Origin of the sequence: Frankia sp. R82 (genome assembly GCF_023716925.1) — a bacterium.
Lineage (GTDB): Bacteria > Actinomycetota > Actinomycetes > Frankiales > Frankiaceae > Frankia.
This window is the reverse complement of the sequence record NZ_JAMQQG010000025.1, coordinates 16,599-35,629: the sequence shown is the minus strand read 5'-3', so window position 1 is coordinate 35,629 and position 19,031 is coordinate 16,599. Positions and strand designations below refer to the sequence as shown.

At 69.6% G+C, this 19,031-nt stretch carries 25 protein-coding genes; 12 read left to right on the top strand and 13 right to left on the bottom strand.

Annotated elements, in window-relative coordinates; all coding sequences use genetic code 11:
• The first annotated feature begins 29 nt into the window (after positions 1-29).
• Positions 30-383: a hypothetical protein gene (locus ND747_RS07555; RefSeq protein WP_251732756.1), complete on the top strand. Its 354-nt coding sequence runs from the start codon at positions 30-32 to the stop codon at positions 381-383.
• A gap of 253 nt (positions 384-636) precedes the next feature.
• On the opposite strand, the gene ND747_RS07550 is transcribed toward ND747_RS07555, so the two are convergent.
• Entirely contained in the window at positions 637-906 is a 270-nt protein-coding gene (locus ND747_RS07550; RefSeq protein ID WP_251732769.1) for a transposase family protein, read from the bottom strand.
• A 29-nt stretch (positions 907-935) separates the two neighbouring features.
• On the opposite strand from ND747_RS07550, the gene ND747_RS07545 reads away from it, so the two are divergent.
• Positions 936-1,157: a hypothetical protein gene (locus tag ND747_RS07545; RefSeq protein WP_251732755.1), complete on the top strand. Its 222-nt coding sequence runs from the start codon at positions 936-938 to the stop codon at positions 1,155-1,157.
• 2 nt (positions 1,158-1,159) lie between these two features.
• Entirely contained in the window at positions 1,160-1,372 is a 213-nt protein-coding gene (locus tag ND747_RS07540; RefSeq protein WP_251732754.1) for a transposase, read from the top strand.
• Positions 1,373-1,412: 40 nt separating this feature from the next.
• Here ND747_RS07540 and ND747_RS07535 read toward each other — a convergent pair whose 3' ends face one another.
• The 3 genes from ND747_RS07535 to ND747_RS07525 all read right to left on the bottom strand — a co-directional run bounded on the left by ND747_RS07535 (position 1,413) and on the right by ND747_RS07525 (position 4,601).
• On the bottom strand, positions 1,413-1,841 hold the full coding sequence (locus tag ND747_RS07535) for a DUF2000 domain-containing protein (RefSeq protein WP_251732753.1): 429 nt from the start codon (positions 1,839-1,841) through the stop codon (positions 1,413-1,415).
• Positions 1,838-2,785 carry a DMT family transporter gene (locus tag ND747_RS07530; RefSeq protein ID WP_285900156.1) on the bottom strand — a complete coding sequence of 316 codons (948 nt, stop codon included), beginning with the start codon at positions 2,783-2,785 and terminating at the stop codon, positions 1,838-1,840. Before ND747_RS07530 ends, ND747_RS07535 begins: the two co-directional genes overlap by 4 nt.
• A gap of 1,360 nt (positions 2,786-4,145) precedes the next feature.
• The gene (locus tag ND747_RS07525) at positions 4,146-4,601 is read right to left on the bottom strand and encodes a MarR family winged helix-turn-helix transcriptional regulator (protein WP_251732751.1); all 456 of its coding nucleotides are present in this window, start codon (positions 4,599-4,601) and stop codon (positions 4,146-4,148) included.
• Between the two features lie 168 nt (positions 4,602-4,769).
• On the opposite strand from ND747_RS07525, the gene ND747_RS07520 reads away from it, so the two are divergent.
• The gene (locus ND747_RS07520; RefSeq protein ID WP_251732750.1) at positions 4,770-6,353 is read left to right on the top strand and encodes an MFS transporter; all 1,584 of its coding nucleotides are present in this window, start codon (positions 4,770-4,772) and stop codon (positions 6,351-6,353) included.
• A gap of 22 nt (positions 6,354-6,375) precedes the next feature.
• Here the strand turns inward: ND747_RS07520 and ND747_RS07515 are convergent, their stop codons facing one another.
• Complete coding sequence (locus ND747_RS07515; protein ID WP_251732749.1) at positions 6,376-6,714, bottom strand: helix-turn-helix transcriptional regulator; 339 nt, start codon at positions 6,712-6,714, stop codon at positions 6,376-6,378.
• A gap of 125 nt (positions 6,715-6,839) precedes the next feature.
• Between ND747_RS07515 and ND747_RS07510 the strand changes: the two genes are divergently transcribed.
• Positions 6,840-7,715, top strand: coding sequence for an LLM class F420-dependent oxidoreductase (locus ND747_RS07510; protein ID WP_251732748.1), 876 nt, complete (start codon positions 6,840-6,842; stop codon positions 7,713-7,715).
• A 23-nt stretch (positions 7,716-7,738) separates the two neighbouring features.
• Here the strand turns inward: ND747_RS07510 and ND747_RS07505 are convergent, their stop codons facing one another.
• Positions 7,739-8,182 (bottom strand): ester cyclase, encoded by a 444-nt coding sequence (locus tag ND747_RS07505; RefSeq protein WP_251732747.1) that lies wholly within the window; start codon positions 8,180-8,182, stop codon positions 7,739-7,741.
• A 71-nt stretch (positions 8,183-8,253) separates the two neighbouring features.
• Between ND747_RS07505 and ND747_RS07500 the strand changes: the two genes are divergently transcribed.
• On the top strand, positions 8,254-8,712 hold the full coding sequence (locus ND747_RS07500) for a LysR substrate-binding domain-containing protein (RefSeq protein WP_251732746.1): 459 nt from the start codon (positions 8,254-8,256) through the stop codon (positions 8,710-8,712).
• Here the strand turns inward: ND747_RS07500 and ND747_RS07495 are convergent.
• Together ND747_RS07495 and ND747_RS07490 are read right to left on the bottom strand one after the other, a co-directional pair.
• Positions 8,699-9,082, bottom strand: coding sequence for a type II toxin-antitoxin system VapC family toxin (locus ND747_RS07495; RefSeq protein WP_251732745.1), 384 nt, complete (start codon positions 9,080-9,082; stop codon positions 8,699-8,701). The genes ND747_RS07500 and ND747_RS07495 overlap by 14 nt on opposite strands.
• On the bottom strand, positions 9,079-9,327 hold the full coding sequence (locus tag ND747_RS07490) for a type II toxin-antitoxin system Phd/YefM family antitoxin (protein WP_374216175.1): 249 nt from the start codon (positions 9,325-9,327) through the stop codon (positions 9,079-9,081). The genes ND747_RS07495 and ND747_RS07490 overlap by 4 nt, the downstream gene beginning before the upstream one ends.
• Before the next feature lie 279 nt (positions 9,328-9,606).
• On the opposite strand from ND747_RS07490, the gene ND747_RS07485 reads away from it, so the two are divergent.
• Both ND747_RS07485 and ND747_RS07480 read left to right on the top strand, forming a co-directional pair.
• Positions 9,607-10,452, top strand: coding sequence for a cold shock domain-containing protein (locus ND747_RS07485; RefSeq protein ID WP_251732743.1), 846 nt, complete (start codon positions 9,607-9,609; stop codon positions 10,450-10,452).
• Between the two features lie 47 nt (positions 10,453-10,499).
• Entirely contained in the window at positions 10,500-11,237 is a 738-nt protein-coding gene (locus ND747_RS07480; RefSeq protein WP_374216176.1) for an SDR family NAD(P)-dependent oxidoreductase, read from the top strand.
• Positions 11,238-11,259: 22 nt separating this feature from the next.
• Here the strand turns inward: ND747_RS07480 and ND747_RS07475 are convergent, their stop codons facing one another.
• Positions 11,260-12,150 carry a MerR family transcriptional regulator gene (locus ND747_RS07475; RefSeq protein ID WP_251732741.1) on the bottom strand — a complete coding sequence of 297 codons (891 nt, stop codon included), beginning with the start codon at positions 12,148-12,150 and terminating at the stop codon, positions 11,260-11,262.
• Between the two features lie 607 nt (positions 12,151-12,757).
• Here ND747_RS07475 and ND747_RS07470 point away from each other — a divergent pair.
• On the top strand, positions 12,758-13,192 hold the full coding sequence (locus ND747_RS07470) for an NUDIX domain-containing protein (RefSeq protein WP_308204581.1): 435 nt from the start codon (positions 12,758-12,760) through the stop codon (positions 13,190-13,192).
• A gap of 228 nt (positions 13,193-13,420) precedes the next feature.
• Here ND747_RS07470 and ND747_RS07465 read toward each other — a convergent pair whose 3' ends face one another.
• The 3 genes from ND747_RS07465 to ND747_RS07455 all read right to left on the bottom strand — a co-directional run bounded on the left by ND747_RS07465 (position 13,421) and on the right by ND747_RS07455 (position 14,913).
• Positions 13,421-14,278, bottom strand: coding sequence for an SAM-dependent methyltransferase (locus tag ND747_RS07465; RefSeq protein ID WP_251732739.1), 858 nt, complete (start codon positions 14,276-14,278; stop codon positions 13,421-13,423).
• A gap of 67 nt (positions 14,279-14,345) precedes the next feature.
• Positions 14,346-14,690 (bottom strand): glyoxalase/bleomycin resistance/extradiol dioxygenase family protein, encoded by a 345-nt coding sequence (locus ND747_RS07460; RefSeq protein ID WP_251732738.1) that lies wholly within the window; start codon positions 14,688-14,690, stop codon positions 14,346-14,348.
• Position 14,691: 1 nt separating this feature from the next.
• Positions 14,692-14,913 (bottom strand): CopG family transcriptional regulator, encoded by a 222-nt coding sequence (locus tag ND747_RS07455; RefSeq protein ID WP_251732768.1) that lies wholly within the window; start codon positions 14,911-14,913, stop codon positions 14,692-14,694.
• 118 nt (positions 14,914-15,031) lie between these two features.
• On the opposite strand from ND747_RS07455, the gene ND747_RS07450 reads away from it, so the two are divergent.
• Positions 15,032-15,745 carry an SDR family oxidoreductase gene (locus ND747_RS07450; RefSeq protein ID WP_251732737.1) on the top strand — a complete coding sequence of 238 codons (714 nt, stop codon included), beginning with the start codon at positions 15,032-15,034 and terminating at the stop codon, positions 15,743-15,745.
• 51 nt (positions 15,746-15,796) lie between these two features.
• On the opposite strand, the gene ND747_RS07445 is transcribed toward ND747_RS07450, so the two are convergent.
• Positions 15,797-16,312, bottom strand: a complete 516-nt coding sequence (locus ND747_RS07445) for a nuclear transport factor 2 family protein (protein WP_251732736.1) — start codon at positions 16,310-16,312, stop codon at positions 15,797-15,799.
• A gap of 339 nt (positions 16,313-16,651) precedes the next feature.
• On the opposite strand from ND747_RS07445, the gene ND747_RS07440 reads away from it, so the two are divergent.
• Positions 16,652-17,191: a MarR family winged helix-turn-helix transcriptional regulator gene (locus tag ND747_RS07440; protein ID WP_251732735.1), complete on the top strand. Its 540-nt coding sequence runs from the start codon at positions 16,652-16,654 to the stop codon at positions 17,189-17,191.
• Positions 17,192-17,292: 101 nt separating this feature from the next.
• Positions 17,293-19,023: an MDR family MFS transporter gene (locus ND747_RS07435; RefSeq protein ID WP_251732734.1), complete on the top strand. Its 1,731-nt coding sequence runs from the start codon at positions 17,293-17,295 to the stop codon at positions 19,021-19,023.
• Positions 19,024-19,031 lie beyond the last annotated feature (8 nt).

Here is a 19,031-nt window from a genome sequence, read left to right as displayed (position 1 = left end):
CAGCCGGGTATGTCAGGCACGATGACCCTATGGTCAAGCCACCGGAGTCGACCAAGACCTCGCTGCGCCAGCGCCTTATCGCCAGGGCAGCCGAGCGGTGGCCCCAGCTCGCCGGCCTCACCATCCGCTGGCACGGCGAGTTCGCCTATGTCGCCGGACAGCTTTCCGGGGGCACCACCCTGCCCCTGATGCGGCTGCGCTACGCCGGATCCGCCACCACCTGGGGCTTCGCCCTCTACCGCGCCAGCCACGAAGACTACGAGAAATCAGTCCTGCCCAGCGGCCACCCCGCCGGCACCCCTCAGGAAGCCCTCGACTGCGCCTGCGGCCTCTACCTCGGCGACACCACAGCCTGGCTCAACCCGCCACCCCCGACGAATTAACGGTCGCGACCACTAGCGGCTGGTCGTCGCCGACAGGTTCGGCCGCAGTGGGGGTAGGCACTGCGGTGATCCCGGGTCATCTCGCGGCTGCATGCTCGGCGGGTCAACGATCATGACCCTGGGAGACCTTGCCGAGGGCTTGGTAACAGCCTGACGGCAGAGACCATGGAGAGCCCGTTGCTCAGTAATGGGCGCTGCGGGTTCGGCGAGAGGTCCGACCAGCAACCCAACAGATCATAAAAGAGCGGCTGCCCTACCAGCCGGCATCGGCGGCCCACTGGACGATCGCGGTGAACGACCGTGCGCCCGCTAGCATCGTACAGGTCGCCGGGGCCGGCACCACAGCCAGGCTGTGCCGCTGGTCCCGGGATCTGCGCGGCTTCGGGATTCGGCAGAAAACCGCCAGCAGGCTCGACACTAACGACGGCTGGTGAGGACCGTCGGCAACAACGGCAGCCAGCCGATCGAGAACAGGGACAGATGGTGATCCCGGTGAGCGGGTACGACACCTCGGATCGATCATGGTGGTGTAGGAACCTCCGTGATCTTCAGGTGTCATGCCCACTCCCACGAGACCTCATCCGGCCGTACGTCAACCTCTCGCTGCACAGCCCCACCAGATACCTCAGCCGCCACCGAGATCACCCGCACCCCAGCAACCTGCCGGGGCCCCGCTGCCGGTGGGGCCGGCTGATCGTGCTGGTCTGGGAGGATGCGGACAGCCATCGGTGCGCGGAGATGCTCGCGATCCTCACGGCGAACTCCGGTGGCTGACCGTGATCCAGTTGCCGTCGCACAGCCCGGAGTTGAATCCGGTGGAAGCAGTGTTGTGGCTGCTGAAACGTGGGGAGATCGCCAGCCGGGTCCTGGTCGACCTCGGCCATATCGCCAGCCTGGTTCGATGCAGCATGAGCCGGGTCGGATACCGCCCTGACCTGCTCGAGGGCTTCCTGGCAGCCACCGGGCCGACCTTGAGACGATCATCATGATCAACCGGCTGGCATCGCGCGTTCAAGGTCAGTAGCCGGACTACTCGTGTCGGTCGGCGCCCCGGATCACTCGGTCGACCTCCCGCTTGTCGCCGCGGAGCGCCATGCCGGCCAACACGAGCTGATCCGTGGGGACCTCGGCGATGGTCGCCCGATTGTCGTCGTCGTTGTTGGTCTCGAAGATCGCCTCGGGGTAGACGCTGAAGACAACGTCACGCCGTAGTGCCCGCTGCAGGATCGTCTTCATGCGGTCGGCGTCCGTGGTGAGGATGAACACCGGCTGCCGGAACATCGGCAGATACTTTGCCCCGTTGCCGTCGACGTAGGGTTCGCCGGTGACGCCGTCGACCGTCGCCGCGATGCCGCTCGTCGCGAAGGCGGTGACGTTGAGCTTCTGCCAGACCTTGAGATCGTCTCGGAGGACGACCGCGATTTTGGTGTCCCAGTCGAACCTGGTGGGGGTGGTCATGAGTGCGATTTCCGCCTCTCTTCGGATGAGATTCGCAGTGTTCCTGAAGCCCCCAGATGATATTTTTCCTGAGCGGATGGCTGTGTAGGCGACTCGGGTGAATTCTGTCCGTGTTCTGTTTGGTCGCTGGACCCGGGGCTGGCGGGATCGGGGCCGGTGCCGCGTGGAGGCGCTGCTGGATCGGTCTTTTCTTTTTCCGGGACGAGCAGGACCAGCCCCAGGAACATCGCCGCCGCCCCGCCCGTCTGCGCCGCGTCCAGCCGCTCGCCCAGCACCGCGAACGCGAGCACTGTCGCCGTCAGCGGCTCCGCAAGGTTGAGGGTGGCGACCGTCGTCGGTGCGGTTCGGGCCAGACCCCGGGCGTTCAGCCAGAATCCCAGCGCGCTGGTGATGACGCCCAGATACACCGCCATGGCCACGCCGGGGACGGTGCCGAGCCAACCCGTCCCCGACGCGAGGATCACTGGGAGAAGCAGGAATCCGGAAAGGGCAACGGCGATGGTCGTGACTTCAACGACGGGCGCGCCGCCGTCCAGGAGTCGGCGGCTGAGCACTGTGTACACCGCCACGCTACTCCCCGCGGTCACGCAGAGCCCAAGTCCCGGCAGGTTCGCACTACCTTTCCCGATCACACCACCCGCTCCGATGCCACCAAGCACGGTGAGTGCAGTTGCGCTGTACCAGCGACTAGTCGGTGTGTCGCCGCGTAGTAGGTAGGCTACAACGCCGGTAACCACCGGGACCGTCGCCACGGTGACGATCGAGCCCATCGCGACTCCCACGCGGCTGATTCCGGAGAAGTAGCAACTCTGATAGACGGCGACCGAGCTGCCGACCAGGAAGGTGGTCATGGGCATCGATCGGGGGATGGCGAAGCGGTGTCGTCGACAGACAGCGATGATCATCAGGAGGAGTCCACCCAGCAGCATCCGCGCCCCCCACAGCCGCGGCGGGCGTGCCGTCCGGTCCTAGCGCCCGCGCGACGCCGCTCGTGCCGAACAGGGACGAGCCGGTCAGGACGGCAAGCATGGCGGTGGTGCCAGGGGACGCCGATCGTCGTGGCATGACACGCAATTCTCTTCTCCAATCACTCCGCTCGCGCCCGGAGCCCGCAGCGCTGCGAACATCCGCGCACGGCGATCGTCTGGCGGCGTTGCACCGGCCGGATACCGACCGTCCGGCTTGAAGCGTCCTCGACGCTTTCTGACCTGGCTCTCGCCGGGCGGTCGAAAGTAGGTGTACGGCGAACCTGGTGGACTGGGTAATTCGCCAGGTGAGAGCGGTCGATCAATTATTGGTGCCGCGACCACTCCGGCATCCCCTCGGGCGTGGCAGCTCCGAAGCGAATAAGACGTACTGTAGTGGAAGAAATTCGGATGGGGCAACTCCGGAGAGAGTGGTTTCGTGATTTTTTGGCGGGAAGAACGGTCGAAGCCTCCGTGGGGCGATGAGCAGGGACTTTCGGTCCGGGATATACGGGTGGCATAGAAGGAACTCCTGATGTCAGCGCGCCGCGGCGGTCACCTGACGATCCCGTGAGTTTCTGATCATCGACTCGATCGGGTTGCTGCCGCTGTTCGTGATGTAGGCCGGGGCCGACCTGATTTCGCTGGTCGCGACGGTGGAGGTGCTGCCGGTCGACGCCGGTGACCGCGACCTGGCGACGGACCCGGCCGGTCCGGGCCACGATGGCCGGCCGCCGCAGCGGCGGCGTTCGTTCCACCGCGGCGCCATCTCGTCTGGGATCTCGAGGTGAGCGCCCGGGGCGTTCGCCAGACCAGAACTGTGCGGCCTGTCGCCTCGTTCGGCGAGGCTGGACCGGGCCTACCCGCAGAGGATGGGCCTGGCCTCACCCCGAGGTGGCAGGGCACGAGCCGTTCGGTGAGGACGGCAGCCACCGTTCGGTCGCTGACATCACCAGTCCCGAGGTCCCACGTCAAGGCCCGGGACTTCGAAATGGCAGGGACCGGCGTTCCAGAATCTGCTGGGTGGTGAAGGAAGGGCCCGCGGACGCCGTGCACAGGTGTGAGAGCGGAGCCGACCGGTACGCGCCGACCGCGCGCGGTTCGACCTGCTGTTTGCTGGTTTCGTGCTGGCGTCGCCACCACCGGCGCACCGGACTGACCTGGCGTAGCCGGCGCCCCAGGTCTCAGCCGGCGAGACCCCGTCGGATGGCGATCTCGACTGGAGAGTGGGAGTCGCCCCGGCGCTCCAGGTGGAGCGGGCCGGCCGGGTCCACTCGATGCCCGAGCGTCGTCGTCCGGAGCTGCTCCTGTAACCGGTTTTCCCCGTGCCGCGGGCAGGTCAGTGCGGGACCCGGTCCTGGGCCGGGGGGCGCCGGGCGGCTCCGTCGAGGGCCTGACGCAGGAGTCGGGCCAGGGTGTCCCGCTCCGCGGGGGCGAGGCCGGCGAGGACCTCGTCCTCGATCGACTCCTGGGCGTGCTCGGCCCGTTCCAGGGCAAGCCGGCCGGCCTCGGTCATCGCCACGAGATGGCGGCGGCGGTCGGCGGGATCGCGGCGCCGTTCGATCAGGCCGGCTGTCTCCAGATCGTTCAGCATCAGGACGCAGTAGTTGGCGTCGACGCACAGGCCCTCGGCGAGCGCCTGCTGCGTGGTTCGGGCGTGGTCGCGCAGGAAGGCCAGCGCACCCAGATCCTTGAGGTTGATGCCCAGCAGCTCCGGCGTGCTGGCCCGGTGCACGAGCCGCGACAGGCGGGTGAGCAGCACGATCGGCCCCGAGAAGATGGCGGCGTCCGGCATCGGTCTATAGTAGCGTCCGCGAGACCATCACTGCACCGTGATAGTTCATTAGGCATGACCGTCCTGTAGATGTCAGGATCGTGGCCGGGCAGGTCCCGGCCGATGCCGTCCCCTCGTCCGCTTCGTCTGACCGGTTCAGAGGAGATCCTTCGATGGCCAGCTCCGCCGATGTCTGATCCCACGATCGCCGTTCCCGCTCGCGGCGGGACCACCACGCAGAGCAGGGCCGACCGCCGCCGCTGGGTCGCGTTGGTGGTCGTGTGTCTGGCCATGTTGATGAACGCGCTCGACGGGTCGATCGTCAACGTCGCCCTGCCGGCGATCCAGGACAACCTGCACTTCACCCAGTCCAATCTCACCTGGGTGGTCGACGCCTACCTGATCTCCTTCGGGAGCTTCCTGCTGCTCGCCGGGCGCCTCGGTGATCTCGTCGGCCGCAAGAAGGTGTTCCTGACCGGCGTCGCCCTGTTCACTCTGGCCTCCATGGTGTGTGCGATCGCCCCGAACCAGGGGACGCTGATCGCGGGGCGTTTCGGCCAGGGGCTGGGTGGCGCCGTGTCGACCTCGGTCATCATGGCGATCGTCGTCACCGAGTTCCCGATCCCGGCCGAGCGGACCAGGGCGATGGGTGCCTACATGATGGTCACGCTGGCTGGCGGGTCGCTTGGCCTGCTGGCCGGCGGCGTTCTCACCCAGGCCGTGAGCTGGCACTGGATCTTTCTGATCAACCTGCCGATCGGGATCGCGACGTTCGCCCTCGGGGTCGTCCTCATCGAGGAGAACGAGGGCCTCGGCCTCGGCGGCGGGGTGGATGTCACCGGTTCGCTGCTGATCACCCTGTCGTTGCTGGTCGGTATCTATGCCATCGTCACGGCGGCCGGCCACGGATGGCTTTCGGCCCACACCCTCGGCTACGGCGGGGTCTCGGTCGTCCTGCTGGTGGCGTTCCTCGTCGTCGAAGCCCGGCGGAGAAATCCGATCATGCCGCTGCGCATCCTGCGGCTGCGCAGCCTGGTCGGGTCCAGCATCGTGCGCGGCTGCCTGTTCATCGGGATGCAGGTCCTGTTCTTCTTCGGTGCGCTCTACCTGCAGCAGGTCCGTGGCTACAGCCCGCTGCGCACCGGCTTCGCCTTCCTGCCGGTGACCCTGGTCGTCGCGGGACTGTCGGTGGGCGTGGTCAGCCGGCTGCTCAACCGGTTCGGGCCGCTACCGGTGCTCCTGCCCGGCCTGGTCGCGGCGCTGGTCGGACTGCTGCTGCTCGCGCGGGTGGACGAGCACAGCAGCTATGCCACCAGCGTGCTGCCCGCCCTGCTGATTCTCGGAACCGGCATGGCCTGCGCCACGGTTCCGCTGTTGTCGGTGGCGATGGCCGACGTCCCGCGAGCCGATGCCGGCCTCGCCTCCGGAATTGTCAACGTCTCCATCTGGCTCAGTTCGTCGGTCGGCCTCGCGGTCGTCTCGAGTGTGGCCGCCAGTCGGACGAAGTCATTGGAAGGGCACGGGCACGCGGCCGTGAGTGCCCTGGTCAGCGGCTACCACCTTGGCTATCTGATCGGCGCCGGCTGTGTGCTGGCAGGCCTCGTCACCTTCTTCGTGGTTCTGCTCGGCCCGGCACGGGCGATGTCGCCGGCGGCCATCAGCCGGCGGGCGGCGACCGCGCCCGCGGTGGCCATCCCTGCGCCGGCGGCAGGCCCGGCTGGTCCCCGCCCGCTGGCGGAATCTCCCGCCGAGGCGATCGCCCGCGACGCCTGACTCCGGCGGCCCGGTCACCCGGTCACCCGGTCGGCTCGTCCTCGTCGAGAACCAGGGGGAGCAGGCCGGGGAAGCGGGCGTCGAACTCGACCCGGCGCAGCCGGTTGAGGCGGCGCGAGCCCTGATCGATCTGCTCGAGCAGGCCGGCGGCGCGCAGGACGGCGAAGTGGTGGCTGGCAGTTGCCTTGGACACGGGCAGGTCGAAGGTGCCGCAGGCACAGGTGAAGTCCGGCTCGCCGGCCAGGGTCCGCAGGATGGACCGACGCACCGGGTCGGCGAGTGCGTCGAGTGCCTCCTGCAGGCGCACGTCCACCGGATCGGTGTGCCGCAGGCTGTCGGCACGCCGTGGCCTCGTCGTCATCGTGCCCCTGTTTCGATCGACCTCGACATCCAGGCTGTTCGATGGCTATCGTACATCGCACGTGTTCGATCGAAACCGAACACATGCGGCGTGCGCGCGTCGCCCACCCCTGAGGGAGAACAGTCATGACGGTGTCCGTGGGACGGATCGGCATCTGGTCCCCGTCCTTTGTCTGGAACACCCCCGATGCCCCGGACGCGGCGGCCGAGCTCGACGAGCTGGGGTTCGGTGCCCTGTGGCTCGGCGCCAGCGCCCCCGACCTCGACCTGCCGGGCGTGCTGCTCGCGCGGACGAGCCGGATGGTGCTCGCCACCGCGATCGTGAACGCGTGGGCGGTGGAGGCGGACGAGCTGGCGGCCGCCTTTCACCGGGTCGACACGGCGCATCCGGGCCGGTTTCTGCTCGGGCTCGGGGTCAGCCACCCACCCCTGGTGCAGGCGCTCGGGCGGACCTACGCCCAGCCGCTGAAGCACCTGGAGGGCTACCTCGGCGCCCTCGACGCGGCCCCGCAGCCGGTGCCGGTGGCCTCGCGTGTCCTGGCGGCGCTGCGGCCGAAGGCGCTGGACCTGGCCGCCCGCCGCTCCGCCGGTGCCCATCCGTACCTCGTCACGCCCGAACACACCCGTGCCGCTCGGGAAACCCTGGGCGAGGGGCCGCTGCTGGCCCCGGAGCAGAAGGTCATTCTGGAATCCGATTCCACCGCGGCCCGGGAGCTCGCCCGCCGCAACGTCAGCTACTACCTCGCGATGCCCAACTACGTGCGCAACCTGCAGCTGCTGGGCTTCACCGACGACGATCTCGCCGGTCACGGCAGCGACCGGCTCATCGACGCCCTGTACACCTTCGGGACCGAGCAGATCACCGCGCGGGTCGGCGAACATCACGCCGCCGGTGCAGATCATGTCGCGGTCCAGGTCATCTCGGCGGACCTCGACGTGTCCAACCGCACCGGCCGGTTGGCCCGCACGCACTGGCGCACACTGGCGGCCGCCCTGCTGTGACCCGCGGCCTGCCGTGTGGCCGGCTACGTGGCGGGTGCCAGCGTGCCGGTGGTGGTGAGCACGCCGAGGGCGATCAGCGCGCTCAGCTCGTCGGCGACCATCCAGACGGAGCTGATCCGGTCGTTGGTGATGGTCAGGATGTCGGTGACGCGGAGGGACACCTCCTGGCCGGTTGCCGGTACCGGGCCGAGTGCGGTGGGCAGCGGGCCGACGTGCCGCCCGTGCAGCCGGAATCCGATGGCGAGGTGTTCGGGCGTCCGCACCTGCTCGAGCAGTTCGTGGCGCAGGCCCGTCAGCGCGGCGTGCAGGGTTCGCGCCCGGGCGATGAGGTCCGCCGCGGACAACAAGGTCCCGTTCACCGGAACCGGGTCGGTGTACAGCTCGCGGAACGCGCGCACCGCCGACTCGTCGTCCGCGGGCAGGCCGTCGCTCCACAGCGACAGCAGTCGCGTGACCAGGTCTGTCATGGGGTCAGTGTGCCGCGCCGGAGCCGGCTGCCGGTGGATCTGTCGGGAACCCGCCCCGGCCGACCGGCTGGATGCCTGCGGCCTCTGGATCCAGCGACCTCGCCTTCGTCTGGCTACCGCAGCCGCAGCCGCAGCCGCAGCCGCAGCCGCAGCCGTCGAAGGCGACGCTGCCGTCGTTGCCACTGTGGCGGGACTACGCGACGCTGGTGATCGCCGAGGAGCCGCTGCTGGTGGCACTGGCCGAGGGCCATGCGGTCGTGCGCAGCGCGGAGGAGACCTACGAGGCTCTGGTGGGAGGGGTCGGCATCGTCCTGCTCGCCGCGGGCAACGCGCCACTGCTGCAGCACACCGGTGTCGTCGCCCGCCCGCTCGCCGACGGCCCTCGCAGCCGGCTCGCGCTGGCCTGGCGCCGCGACGACCGGCGCCAGGTCGTCAGCGACTTCGTCCAGGCCTGCCAGGAAGTCATCACGGCCAGCGGCGGTTCGAGCGATCAACCTGCTTCCGGAGACATCCAGATTAAATTGTCATGATGGTGATGAGGTCCTCGAGGCCCGCGAGGTCGGCGGCGTTGCGGGTGTAAAGAATGGCGTCGTGGGCGTGCGCGGTAGCCGCGATCAGGAGGTCCATCGTCCGGGCGCGGGGCTGCCGGCCGATCTCGACGACGCGGGTGGCGAGGCGGCCATAGCTGTCGGTGACGGCGTCGTCGACGGGCAGGGGATCGAATCGCCGTTGGAGTGCGCTGAGCCGGGTAAGACGGTTCGCACGGGCCTCGGAGGTCTTTGCGACGAGCACGCCGAACTGGAGTTCGGCGATGCTGATGATGCTGACCGCGAGCTCGCCGGGAATCGGGGCCACATCGGTGGCGACCAGCACGCTGGTGTCCAGAACGCCGCGGTTCATCGGTTTTCCCATGGGTCTGCAGCGGTGCCGTCGACGAGGTCACGGTCCTGCTGCCAGCCGGGGTCGGCCGGGAGGGCGAAGAGATCGGCGAGATCGTCCCAACGCCGCCAGGCGCGCGGCGCCACCGGGCCCAGGACGGCCGCCGGTCGACCGGAAACGGTGATGGTCATCCGCTCGCCGGCCTGGGCGCGTCGCACCAGCTCGCTGGCATTCTGCCGTACCTCGCGCAACCCTATCTGCTCCACCTTCCCAACGTAGCACCTGTGCTAGCGGTGTCTCTGGTCAGTCGGGTACCGGAGTCGTGGGTGAACGGTAACCGGCCAGCCGGTCGGTGGGAGCCGGGTCCGACCGGACGGATTCCCGGGCCTACGTCCGATCCTGCTGCCGTGGTGCTACAAATGCTCATGGCATTGATGACGCGGGGTGCACGGTTTTTCCTGGCTGTCGTGCCGGTGTTTCTCGCTGCCGCGGCCTGTGCTGATGGCACCGTTTACGGACGTGGCGGTACTGGCGGCGGTGGCGGTGTGGGAGGCGGTGCGAGCGTGGCGTTGCGGGTGGACTGGATCGGCGGTTTCGTGACGCCGGAGATGACGGTCACCCGGTTGCCGGTCGTGGCCGTCTACTCCGATGGTCGAGTGGTGGACGAGGGCCCGCAGATTGCGATTGCCCCCGGGCCGGCCTGGCCCAATGTGCAGCTTCGGCGGATTTCGGCCACGGACGTGCGGAAGCTCGTCGAGCGGGCGGTCGCGTCCGGCATCGGCACCGAACGGGACTTCGGTCAGCCGCCGGTCGCGGACGCCCCGTCAACCCGTTTCACCATTCGGACCGCGGACGGCGTGACCACCGCCGAGGTGCCGGCCCTGCTCGAATCGGACAGCTCCGGGTTGACCGATCACCAGCAGGCCGCGCGGAAGGCGGCCCGGAAGCTGTACGACGCGCTTACGGATCTGCCCGCCACGCTCGGCGCGGACGCGGTCAGCGAGTCGACGTCCTACCAGCCCACCGCGGTGGCCGCGGTCGCCGCCCCGTGGGCCGACACCTGCACCACCCCTACTGCCACTGCTCCCGCTGCCGCCGGGTCCGCCGGGTCCGCCGGTGATGCCACGCTGCCCGAACTGTGTGCCGACGGGCTGCCGCGGCAGGTCGAGCGGGCCTGGCCGGGGCCGGCGCTGCCAGGCGAGCCGATCGGTGACGGTCTCGAGCTGGGCTGTGTGACGGCCGGAGGCAGCGAGGCGACAGCGGTGATCGCCGCAGCGCGCCAGGCGGTGGTCACCACGCCGTGGACGTCCGGCGGCAGGCAGTGGCGAGTGCGCCTGCGACCGCTGCTGCCGGACGAGTCCGACTGCGCCGACCTGCGTGAAGCCGGCTGACCGCGAGCTGTCCGTCCGCCGTGAGCGAGTCCGCGGTGCGTGACACGGTGCTTCCCGCGGACGAAGGGCGAGCCGTCCGTCCTGGCTCTGCCCGCCCGTTGGCGCTGGTGACCGGGGCCAACCGGGGGATCGGCCGGGAGGTGGTGCGCCAGCTCGTCGAACGGGGCTGCGACGTGGTGGCCGGAGTGCGTGATCCGGCCGCGGGGGAGCGGACGGCCACCGAGCTTGACCCCGGCGGCGCGCGGGTGACCGCCTGCCCGCTCGACATCGCCGATCCGGCGAGCATCGCGGCGGCTGCGGCGCACCTCACCGAGCACCACGGGCGACTTGACATTCTGGTCAACAACGCGGCGATTCTCTACGACCCGGGCGCGCGGGCCGTCACGGCCGATCTCGACAGCGTGCACACGGCGCTGGAGACCAACCTGTTCGGCGCCTGGCGACTCGCCCAGGCCCTGCTGCCGCTGCTGCGCCGCAGCCCGCATCCGCGGATCGTGAACGTCAGCAGCGAGGGCGGCTCGATCAGCAAGCTGACCGGTGGCGCGCCCGCCTATTCGGTGTCGAAGGCCGCGCTGAACGCGCTCACCCGGCTGCTCGCCGGCGAGCTGCGCGACGACCGTTTTCTGGTGAACGCCATCTGCCCTGGCTGGACCGCCACCGACATGGGCGGTGGCGGTGGGCGGCCCGTCGCCGCCGGCGCGGCCAGCGTGGTGTGGGCCGCGCTGCTGCCCGATGACGGCCCGACCGGCGGCTTCTTCCGCGACGGCCGCCCGCTGCCCTGGTGATGTCCGTGGCGGGCAGCCGGTGTCAGGCGTGGGCGCGCAGGGCGCGGGCGTACCACTCCCAGGCGTCGATGATGTCGTCGGGCGCCTGGTGCGGCGCCCAGCCGTTGACGATGCCGACCAGGGTCCAGTAACGACCGATCCGGCGGTCGGTGAAGGCATCGATGCGGTCGGCGACCTGGGTGCGTTCCTCCGGCGGGGTGGGGCCGAGGGCCTCGAGGTGCTCGACGATCGTCAGCGCCTCGGGCGACGCGGGATCGACGCCCGCGCGGGCGGCGGGGCCGGCGAGCGTGCCGACCGCCTTGCCGACCTCAAACTGCGCCACGTCCGGCTGCGGCCCCTCGGCACGGGCGCGCTGGGCCATCCGGCGGCTGGTGGCGATGAAGTCGGGATCGCGCAGCAGCTCGGCGATCTCCACCCAGGCCGCGACCTGCTCCGGGGTCGGATCGTCGGGCAGATCGGGTGCGCCCATGCTCATCCTGGCGGCCACCGCGTCGGGGCTGTCGCCGAAGACGGCGTCCAGATAGTCGTCGACGATCCGGCGACGCTGCTCCGCGGTCAGCGTGGTCAGGTCGGTCATGCGTTTCAGCTCCTCGGGGCTGGTGGATCCGACGAAGGCGCGCAGCACGGCACGCTGCAGCCGCAGCAGGCGGATCTGGGCGTCCAGGGCGCGGATGTGCTCGGCGGCGACGTCCTGCAGGGACGCCTCGGCGCCGAGCACCCGCCTGATGTCGTCCAGCCCGACGCCGAGCTCGCGCAGCGTCCGAACCAGGCGCGCCCGGGCCACGGCGTCCGGCCCGAACACCCGGTAACCCGAGGCCGTGCGTCCCTCGGCGGGCAGCACGCCGGCGTCGGCGTAGAACCGCAGCGTCCGCACCGACAGCCCGGTGCTCGCCGCCAGCTGGCCGATCATCATGGCACCGATCCTCGAGTCTCCACCGACTGGAGAGTCAACCGTGCCGCATCAATCGGACGGTGTCGGACGGCCCCGTACTGGCCACGCCCTCGGCTGGCATCGTGCGTCTGGTGGAGTGGCCGGATCATCGGCTGCCCGGGTGGCGATGATCCGGACGGTGGCCTTCTGCAAGGTCGCCGATCCTGAGCCAGCCGTGGTCGTGGTGCTGTCGATGCTGCCGCCGGGGTGGAGCCAGCGGACGCGGGTGGCGCCAGGGATCAAGTCGTGCAACCGTCTCGCCACGGCGACCAGGTCCCGACCGCAGGCGAAACCGTCATCGACGAGGAGCATGGTCGGCTCCTTGTCCGCATAGTCGACGATCAGTCGCACGGTTCCCCCTGGCCCGGATGCCGTCGTCCACGTCGACCATGACCGTGTGGTCCAGGTAGCGGGCCGATGTCCCGGGCATCGCCGGGAGCGGGACCGGTCTCGGCTCTGGTAGGTCGTCGGCGGACTGTGTGACCCGTACGCCCTTGATCGTCACCCCGTTCGTGTCGCGGCAGAGAAGCCCCTGACGCCAGCGCGGACGCAGTAGCGCCAGGGGCCGCGTGGTGGGTGCCTCGGTCGCGTGGCGACCTTGCCAGGTCCTCGAGGCGCCCATAGCCACAGTTCACGCAGGCAGTGGGACGCGACTACTGCCCGGCCGGACAACGGCCGCTGGGCTCTCCCGGGCGGTCAGATGGAGGTAGGGGAATCGCTGCCGGAAGCAGCAGCGCGAGAGGTCAGGGAAGAAACCGGGCTGACGGTGGAAATCATCGGCATTCTCGGAACCTACACAGACCCCCGCCACGTGATCGGCCACGATGACGGCGAGGTAAGGCAGCAGTTTGCGATCTCGTTCCGTGGCCGTGTTACGGGCGGTGCTCTGCTCGCAAACGGAAGTGAGGCCAAGGAGGCGCGTTTCTTCGCAGCCTCCGAGCTGGACGGTCTGAACCTGCACCCGTCGATGCGACTCCGCGTTGATCACCACTTTGCCCACGGGACTTTTCCGCACATCGGGTAGAAGACCTGAACCTACGCAGGAACCGCCGAAAGTTTGCTTTGTGTCCGAAAGATCGCTGCTCGGCGCGTCCCACTCGACGGAGTCCTTAGGCCTGGTTGTACTGCCAACGCTGCAACCGCGGCCTGCCCGAGAACAGTCGTCGGGTCTCGCTGATCCGAGGCGCGGAGCTGCTCTGCGACCCTGTTCAGCTCGGACGCGTGGCCCGGCTGATGGTCGGGGGACGTGTGGTCAGTGCGTGGTCGCGACGAGGAAGTCCTCGCCGGTGGAGGGGCGCAGGCCGTCGGGGCGGCCCGCAAAGTAGCGCTCGGCGACAGTGGCGCCCGAGACGTGCCGGGCGTCGCCGAGGCCGGCCTCGTGGGCGAGGGTGAGCAGGTCGTCCGGAGTGTAGAAGCTGACGAACGGGGTGCCTGATGCCTGCGCGCCCTGCTTCGATGCCTCGAGCCCGTCGCGGTCGGCCGCATCGACGAGCTCGCTGGGCAGCAGGAACGTCAGAACGGCCGTCGATCTGGGCGCCAGCTCGGCGATCTGGCGCAGAGTGGCGGCGGTGACGGCCCGGGTCAGATACATCGTGACGCCGGTGGCGGCGACGACGGCCGGCCGGTCCGGGTCGAATCCGGCGGCGGCCAGGTGCTTCGTCCAGTCGCCGTCCACCTCGAAGTCGACCGGCACCAGGCGGAGTCGGTCGGGCACGCCGTAACCGAGCTGGACCAGTCGCTCGCGTTTCCAGGCCTGGGTGTCGGGCTGGTCGACCTCGAACACCGTCAGGCGGTTCGCGAGCTCCGGCCGGCGCTGGGCGAAGGTGTCCAGGCCGGCGCCGAGGATGACGTACTGGGTGACACCACGTTCGACCGCCTCGGCGACCAGGTCCTCGACGAACCGGGCCCGGGCGACCATCGAGGCCCGGAACCCGCGGGTGAAGGTCGGGTCCATGTCCGGCCGGTCCCCCCAGCCGTCGTCCGGGGCGACCAGGCGTAGGCCGATCTCGTCGGTGAGCAGGTGCGGCGGGGCATCGACCTGGACGTGCATCGCCCGCCACAGCGCGGTCCGCACCGCGGTGTTGTCCGGGACGACCTTCTGGTCCTGCATCAGGATCCCTTTCCTTCTGTCTGCCGGGAAGGTTTGTCGGCGGCGCGGACCAGGACCGGCCGGCTGGTCAGCTGTTGGCGGGGGCCTGCAGGCTCCAGAGACGGCCGTCCGGGTCACGGACGGTCGCCTCCCGCGTCCCGTAGTGGGTGTCCTCGAACGGGGTGACGATCTCGACGTCCGGGCCGGGCCGAAACGCCGTCTCGTCCGGCACCTTCAGGACGAGACGGGTCGTGGTCGGCCGGTTCTCGGGAACCTCGGCGATGAACACGGACGGCCCGTCGCCGCCCCGGAACTGCCCCGAGTCGTGGTCGGTCTCGAACTCGAGGGTGAACCCGAGTGCCTGGAAGAACCGCGCGGCCCGGCCCCAGTTGTGGGACTCCAGGAACACGGCTTCGATGCCGTCGGTCGTCATGTCAGCGCTCCGATCCGGATGACGGTGTCTGCTGCCCGCGGATGCCGTCGGGCCGGGCAGCGTCCGCGGGCGAAGTGGCGCCGACGTCGGTGAGATAGACGCGTAGCGCCTCGGTGACCAGTGCCGACAGGGACAGCCCCGACTCGATGGCCTGGTGCTTCACCTGCTTGATCAGCCCGATCGGCAGATACACGTTGAACTGCTTGACGTCCTCGTCGCCCACACCGTCGACCATAGCATGCTAGCAAGCTATATGGCACCCGCTGGTGTGGAGCAGGACTCCGGGTGTCCAGCAGGAGCGGGCCGTGACATCCGGTGGGAGGCGGGGAACGCTGGTAGCCATGACCACGACACTCATCACCGGAGCCAACAAGGGCCTCGGGTTCGAGACCGCCCGCCGGCTCATCGCGGCCGGCCACACCGTCTACCTGGGCAGCCGTGATCCGGAGCGCGGCCAGGCCGCGGCCGAACAGCTTGGGCCGCAGGCGCGCCCGGTCCTGCTGGACGTCACGGACGACGCCTCCGTCGAGGCCGCGGCGAAGACGATCGAAGCCGACGGCGGGCTGGACGTTTTGATCAACAACGCCGGTATCGAGGCCCGCAACCCGGACGGGCAGGTGCCACCAACCGCCGAGACCTCCGCCGACCTCGTCCGGACCGTGTTCGAGACGAACGTGATCGGCCTGGTCCGGGTCACCCACGCGTTCCTGCCCCTGCTGCAGCGGGCCGCCGCCCCGGTCATCGTCAACGTCAGCAGCGGCCTGGCGTCACTGTCCCGGATGTCGGGCGCCCAGGGGCTGGGCCATGCCTATCCCGGGCTCGCCTACCCGGCGTCGAAGGCCGCGGTGAACATGGTGACGGTGCAGTACGCCAAGGCCCTGCCGAACATCCGGATCAACGCCGTCGAGCCCGGCTACACGGCTACGGACCTGAACGCGCACGCCGGCACGCAGACGGTCGAGCAGGGCGCCGAGATCATCGTCCGGATGGCGCAGGTCGGCCCGGACGGTCCGACCGGTGGTTACTTCGACGCGGAGGGCCGGCTGGACTGGTAGCCGAGCGGGCGGCCAGCCGGGTGGGCCGCAGCCCTGGATCAGCCGGGTGGGTCAGGCGGGTCGGGCGGGTCGTCCGGGACGTGGATCGGTGCCGGCGCGGGACCGCGCGAGCGCGAGCAGGCCGCGGTCTCCCTCCTCATAGAAGCAGTGCAGCGTCAGTTCGGTGATCAGCCACCCGCCGGCCACGGTCGGGGTGACGGCGAGCTGGTACCGGCCGGCGATCAGCCAGCTGGAACTGGTGGGATCGCCCCGCATCAGGTGGTGTGCACGGGCCTGCGCCTCGAGGTGCATGGTGGCGTCACCCGGCTCGGCAGACACCAGCACCGGGCCGGTGATGTGCTGGGTCGCGTCGAATCCGGGCAGCACCGCGCGCCACCGCCGGACCAGCGCATCGGCACCCAGGGTTTCGACCCGGCCGCCGAACACCGAGGTGTAGTCGACGACGACCTCGTCGGCGAGGGCCGCGCGCACCCGCGTCCAGTCGAGATCGTCATAGCCGTGCAGGAGGCTGATCAGCGCGGCGGCGGGGTCCCCGGCGGTGAGGGCGAAGGCGGCAGAGGTGGGCATGGGCGTTTCCTCGGACGTCAGGCCGGGGCGGGCGGGCCCCCGGGTAAAGGCACAAAGGCTGTCAGCATCGTGACCCGGCCCCCGGATCGTCTCGGCCCACGAGTGGAGAAGGGGGTGAAGGCCGGGTGGAGGCGTCCCCGATGGGTGCCCCTGGCTCGGATCTGTCCGACCTGCCGGGCTTGTGTGCCATTGGTTATGTCGCAGGTCACCCTCGACGTGGGGCATGGATCGTCCGGGCTCTGACTTAATACTTGTATGCTGCAAACAAGTCCCGGGTCTGCTCGGAGCGAGGTCGTCGACGAGTGGACGGGACGTCGCGGTGGTCAGGGTGCCACCGAGATGGCCCGCCTCGATCGCGAGGCGTCGCCACCAGCGGTGGTGTCGGCAACACAGGGGAGTGGTGTGGACGGGGCGGACTCGACCGGGCGGGATGAGCGGATCGCCCAGCTCGCCGAGGAGATCGCCCGGATGCAGCGGACGCTGGGCCGGGCCCGCGGTCAGCTTCTGCGCAAGGCCCGCGAGAACGTGGAGTGGGCGTCCCAGATTCTGATCACGTATCTGGCCGGTGGTGGGCCGATGCGCCTGGGCGCGCTTGCCGCCACCGTGCAGTCCGACCCGTCAACGGTCAGCCGTCAGGTGGCCGGGCTGGTCCGCGACGGGTACGTCGAGCGCCGACCCGACCCCGAGGACGGACGGGCCGTGCTCCTGGCGGTGACCGAGCAGGGTGAGCGGGCCTATCAGGACTACGTGCGCGTCCGCGCCGAGCGCTACGCCGACATCCTCGCCGGCTGGAGCACTGGCGACGTCGCGGCCCTGGCCACCCTGCTCCACCGACTGGACAACGAGTTCGAGACCCGACTCATGGAGGGCGGCAGATGAAGACTCGCACAGCCACCCGCGCGGGCAGCAGGGCATCCCGCGCCGGCACCAAGGCCACTCGCACCAGAACCACTCGCACCAGAACCACTCGGGCTGACGGGGTGACCCGTAGCGACGGGCACTCGCCGAACGTCCAGGCCGCGACGCCCTCCGGTCCGCTGACACACCGGCAGATCATGACGATCATCGTCGCGCTGCTGCTGGGGATGTTCCTCGCCGCCCTCGACCAGACCGTGGTGAGCACGGCGATCCGCCGCATCGGGGACGACCTGCACGGCCTGTCGGCCCAGGCCTGGGTCACCACCGCCTTCCTGATCACCTCGACGATCACGACGCCGCTGTACGGGAAGCTCTCCGACATCTACGGCCGCAAACAGCTCTTCATGATCGCTATTTCGATCTTCGTGGCGGGCTCGATGCTGTGCGGGCTGGCCACGGACATGTACATGCTCGCCGGGTTCCGCGCCGTGCAGGGGCTGGGCGCCGGTGGCCTGTTCTCGTTGGCCATGGCGATCACCGCGGACATCCTGTCGCCGCAGGAGCGCCCTCGGTACATGGGCTACTTCATGGCGACGTTCGCCACGTCCAGCGTGCTCGGACCGGTGATCGGCGGGTTTCTCTCCGGCCAGGACTCGATCCTCGGCATCGCCGGCTGGCGGTGGATCTTCGTGCTGAACATCCCGATCGGAATCCTCGCGCTGGTCGTGGTCAACCGGGTGCTGCACATCTCGCCCCGCCGAGCCCAGGTGCGGATCGACACCTGGGGCACCGTGGCGATCATTGTCGCCGTCGTGCCCGTCCTGCTGGTCGCCGAACGCGGTCGGGAATGGGGCTGGACCTCCGTGTGGTCGATCGGCTGCTTCGTGCTCGGCCTGGTCGGCCTGGTCGCGTTCCTGTTCGCCGAACGGCGGATGGGCGACGACGCGCTGATCCCCCTGCGGCTGTTCCGCAACAACACCTTCTCCGTGGGCTCCGCGATCAGCCTGATTCTCGGCATCGGGATGTTCGGCGGCCTTGCCGCCATCCCGCTCTACCTGCAGATCGTCAAGGGTGCCTCACCCACCCGTGCGGGTCTGCTGATGCTGCCGCTCATGCTCGGCATGATGAGCGCCTCCCTGCTCGCCGGTCGGTGGACGTCGCGCACCGGTCGCTACCGGATGTTCCCGATCGTCGGGTGCGGGCTGCTGGTCGTCGCGCTCGGCCTGCTGTCCCTGCTCGGCGCGGACACCCCGCTGTGGCAGACCGACCTGTACATGCTGCTGTTCGGGGTCGGGCTCGGGCTGAACATGCAGACCATCCAGATCGCGATGCAGAACTCGGTGGCACCGCAGGACATCGGCGTCGCCACCTCGTCGGGTACCTTCTTCCGCCAGATGGGCGGCACGCTGGGCACCGCGGTGTTCCTGTCGATCCTGTTCGGTGGCGCGTCCAGCAAGATCGGCGATGCCTACCGGAGCGCTGCCGGCGATCCGAACTTCGCCGCCGCGGCCGCTGCCCATCCCGACCAGCTGCGGCAGATCACCGGCAGCGGTTCCCTGAACGACACCGCTTTCCTGTCGTCCGTCGACAGGGTCCTGGCGCATCCGTTCATGGTCGGCTTCTCCGACGCGATGGGTCTGGTCTTCATCGTCGGTGCCGCCGTCGTCACCCTCGGTCTCCTGCTCACCTTCGTCCTGCGGGAGGTTCCGCTGCGCACCGTCTCCGGAGCGGAGGCCGCGCGCATCGAGGCCGCCGAAGCCGCAGAGGCCGCCGAAGCCGCCGAAGCCGCCACGCTGACCAGGGCCGCCACAGCAGTCTCCACCGAGGCCGGTGCCGTCGGGGTGGACAACTGAGCAGGGCC

Bases quoted from the DNA above. Each gene is read 5' to 3' on its own strand.
- ND747_RS07555 (WP_251732756.1), top strand. From the start codon at position 30: ATGGTCAAGCCACCGGAGTCGACCAAGACCTCGCTGCGCCAGCGCCTT.
- ND747_RS07550 (WP_251732769.1), bottom strand. From the start codon at position 906: ATGATCGATCCGAGGTGTCGTACCCGCTCACCGGGATCACCATCTGTC.
- ND747_RS07535 (WP_251732753.1), bottom strand. From the start codon at position 1,841: ATGACCACCCCCACCAGGTTCGACTGGGACACCAAAATCGCGGTCGTC.
- ND747_RS07525 (WP_251732751.1), bottom strand. From the start codon at position 4,601: ATGCCGGACGCCGCCATCTTCTCGGGGCCGATCGTGCTGCTCACCCGC.
- ND747_RS07520 (WP_251732750.1), top strand. From the start codon at position 4,770: ATGTCTGATCCCACGATCGCCGTTCCCGCTCGCGGCGGGACCACCACG.
- ND747_RS07515 (WP_251732749.1), bottom strand. From the start codon at position 6,714: ATGACGACGAGGCCACGGCGTGCCGACAGCCTGCGGCACACCGATCCG.
- ND747_RS07510 (WP_251732748.1), top strand. From the start codon at position 6,840: ATGACGGTGTCCGTGGGACGGATCGGCATCTGGTCCCCGTCCTTTGTC.
- ND747_RS07505 (WP_251732747.1), bottom strand. From the start codon at position 8,182: ATGACAGACCTGGTCACGCGACTGCTGTCGCTGTGGAGCGACGGCCTG.
- ND747_RS07500 (WP_251732746.1), top strand. From the start codon at position 8,254: ATGCCTGCGGCCTCTGGATCCAGCGACCTCGCCTTCGTCTGGCTACCG.
- ND747_RS07495 (WP_251732745.1), bottom strand. From the start codon at position 9,082: ATGAACCGCGGCGTTCTGGACACCAGCGTGCTGGTCGCCACCGATGTG.
- ND747_RS07475 (WP_251732741.1), bottom strand. From the start codon at position 12,150: ATGATGATCGGCCAGCTGGCGGCGAGCACCGGGCTGTCGGTGCGGACG.
- ND747_RS07465 (WP_251732739.1), bottom strand. From the start codon at position 14,278: ATGCAGGACCAGAAGGTCGTCCCGGACAACACCGCGGTGCGGACCGCG.
- ND747_RS07460 (WP_251732738.1), bottom strand. From the start codon at position 14,690: ATGACGACCGACGGCATCGAAGCCGTGTTCCTGGAGTCCCACAACTGG.
- ND747_RS07450 (WP_251732737.1), top strand. From the start codon at position 15,032: ATGACCACGACACTCATCACCGGAGCCAACAAGGGCCTCGGGTTCGAG.
- ND747_RS07445 (WP_251732736.1), bottom strand. From the start codon at position 16,312: ATGCCCACCTCTGCCGCCTTCGCCCTCACCGCCGGGGACCCCGCCGCC.
- ND747_RS07440 (WP_251732735.1), top strand. From the start codon at position 16,652: ATGGCCCGCCTCGATCGCGAGGCGTCGCCACCAGCGGTGGTGTCGGCA.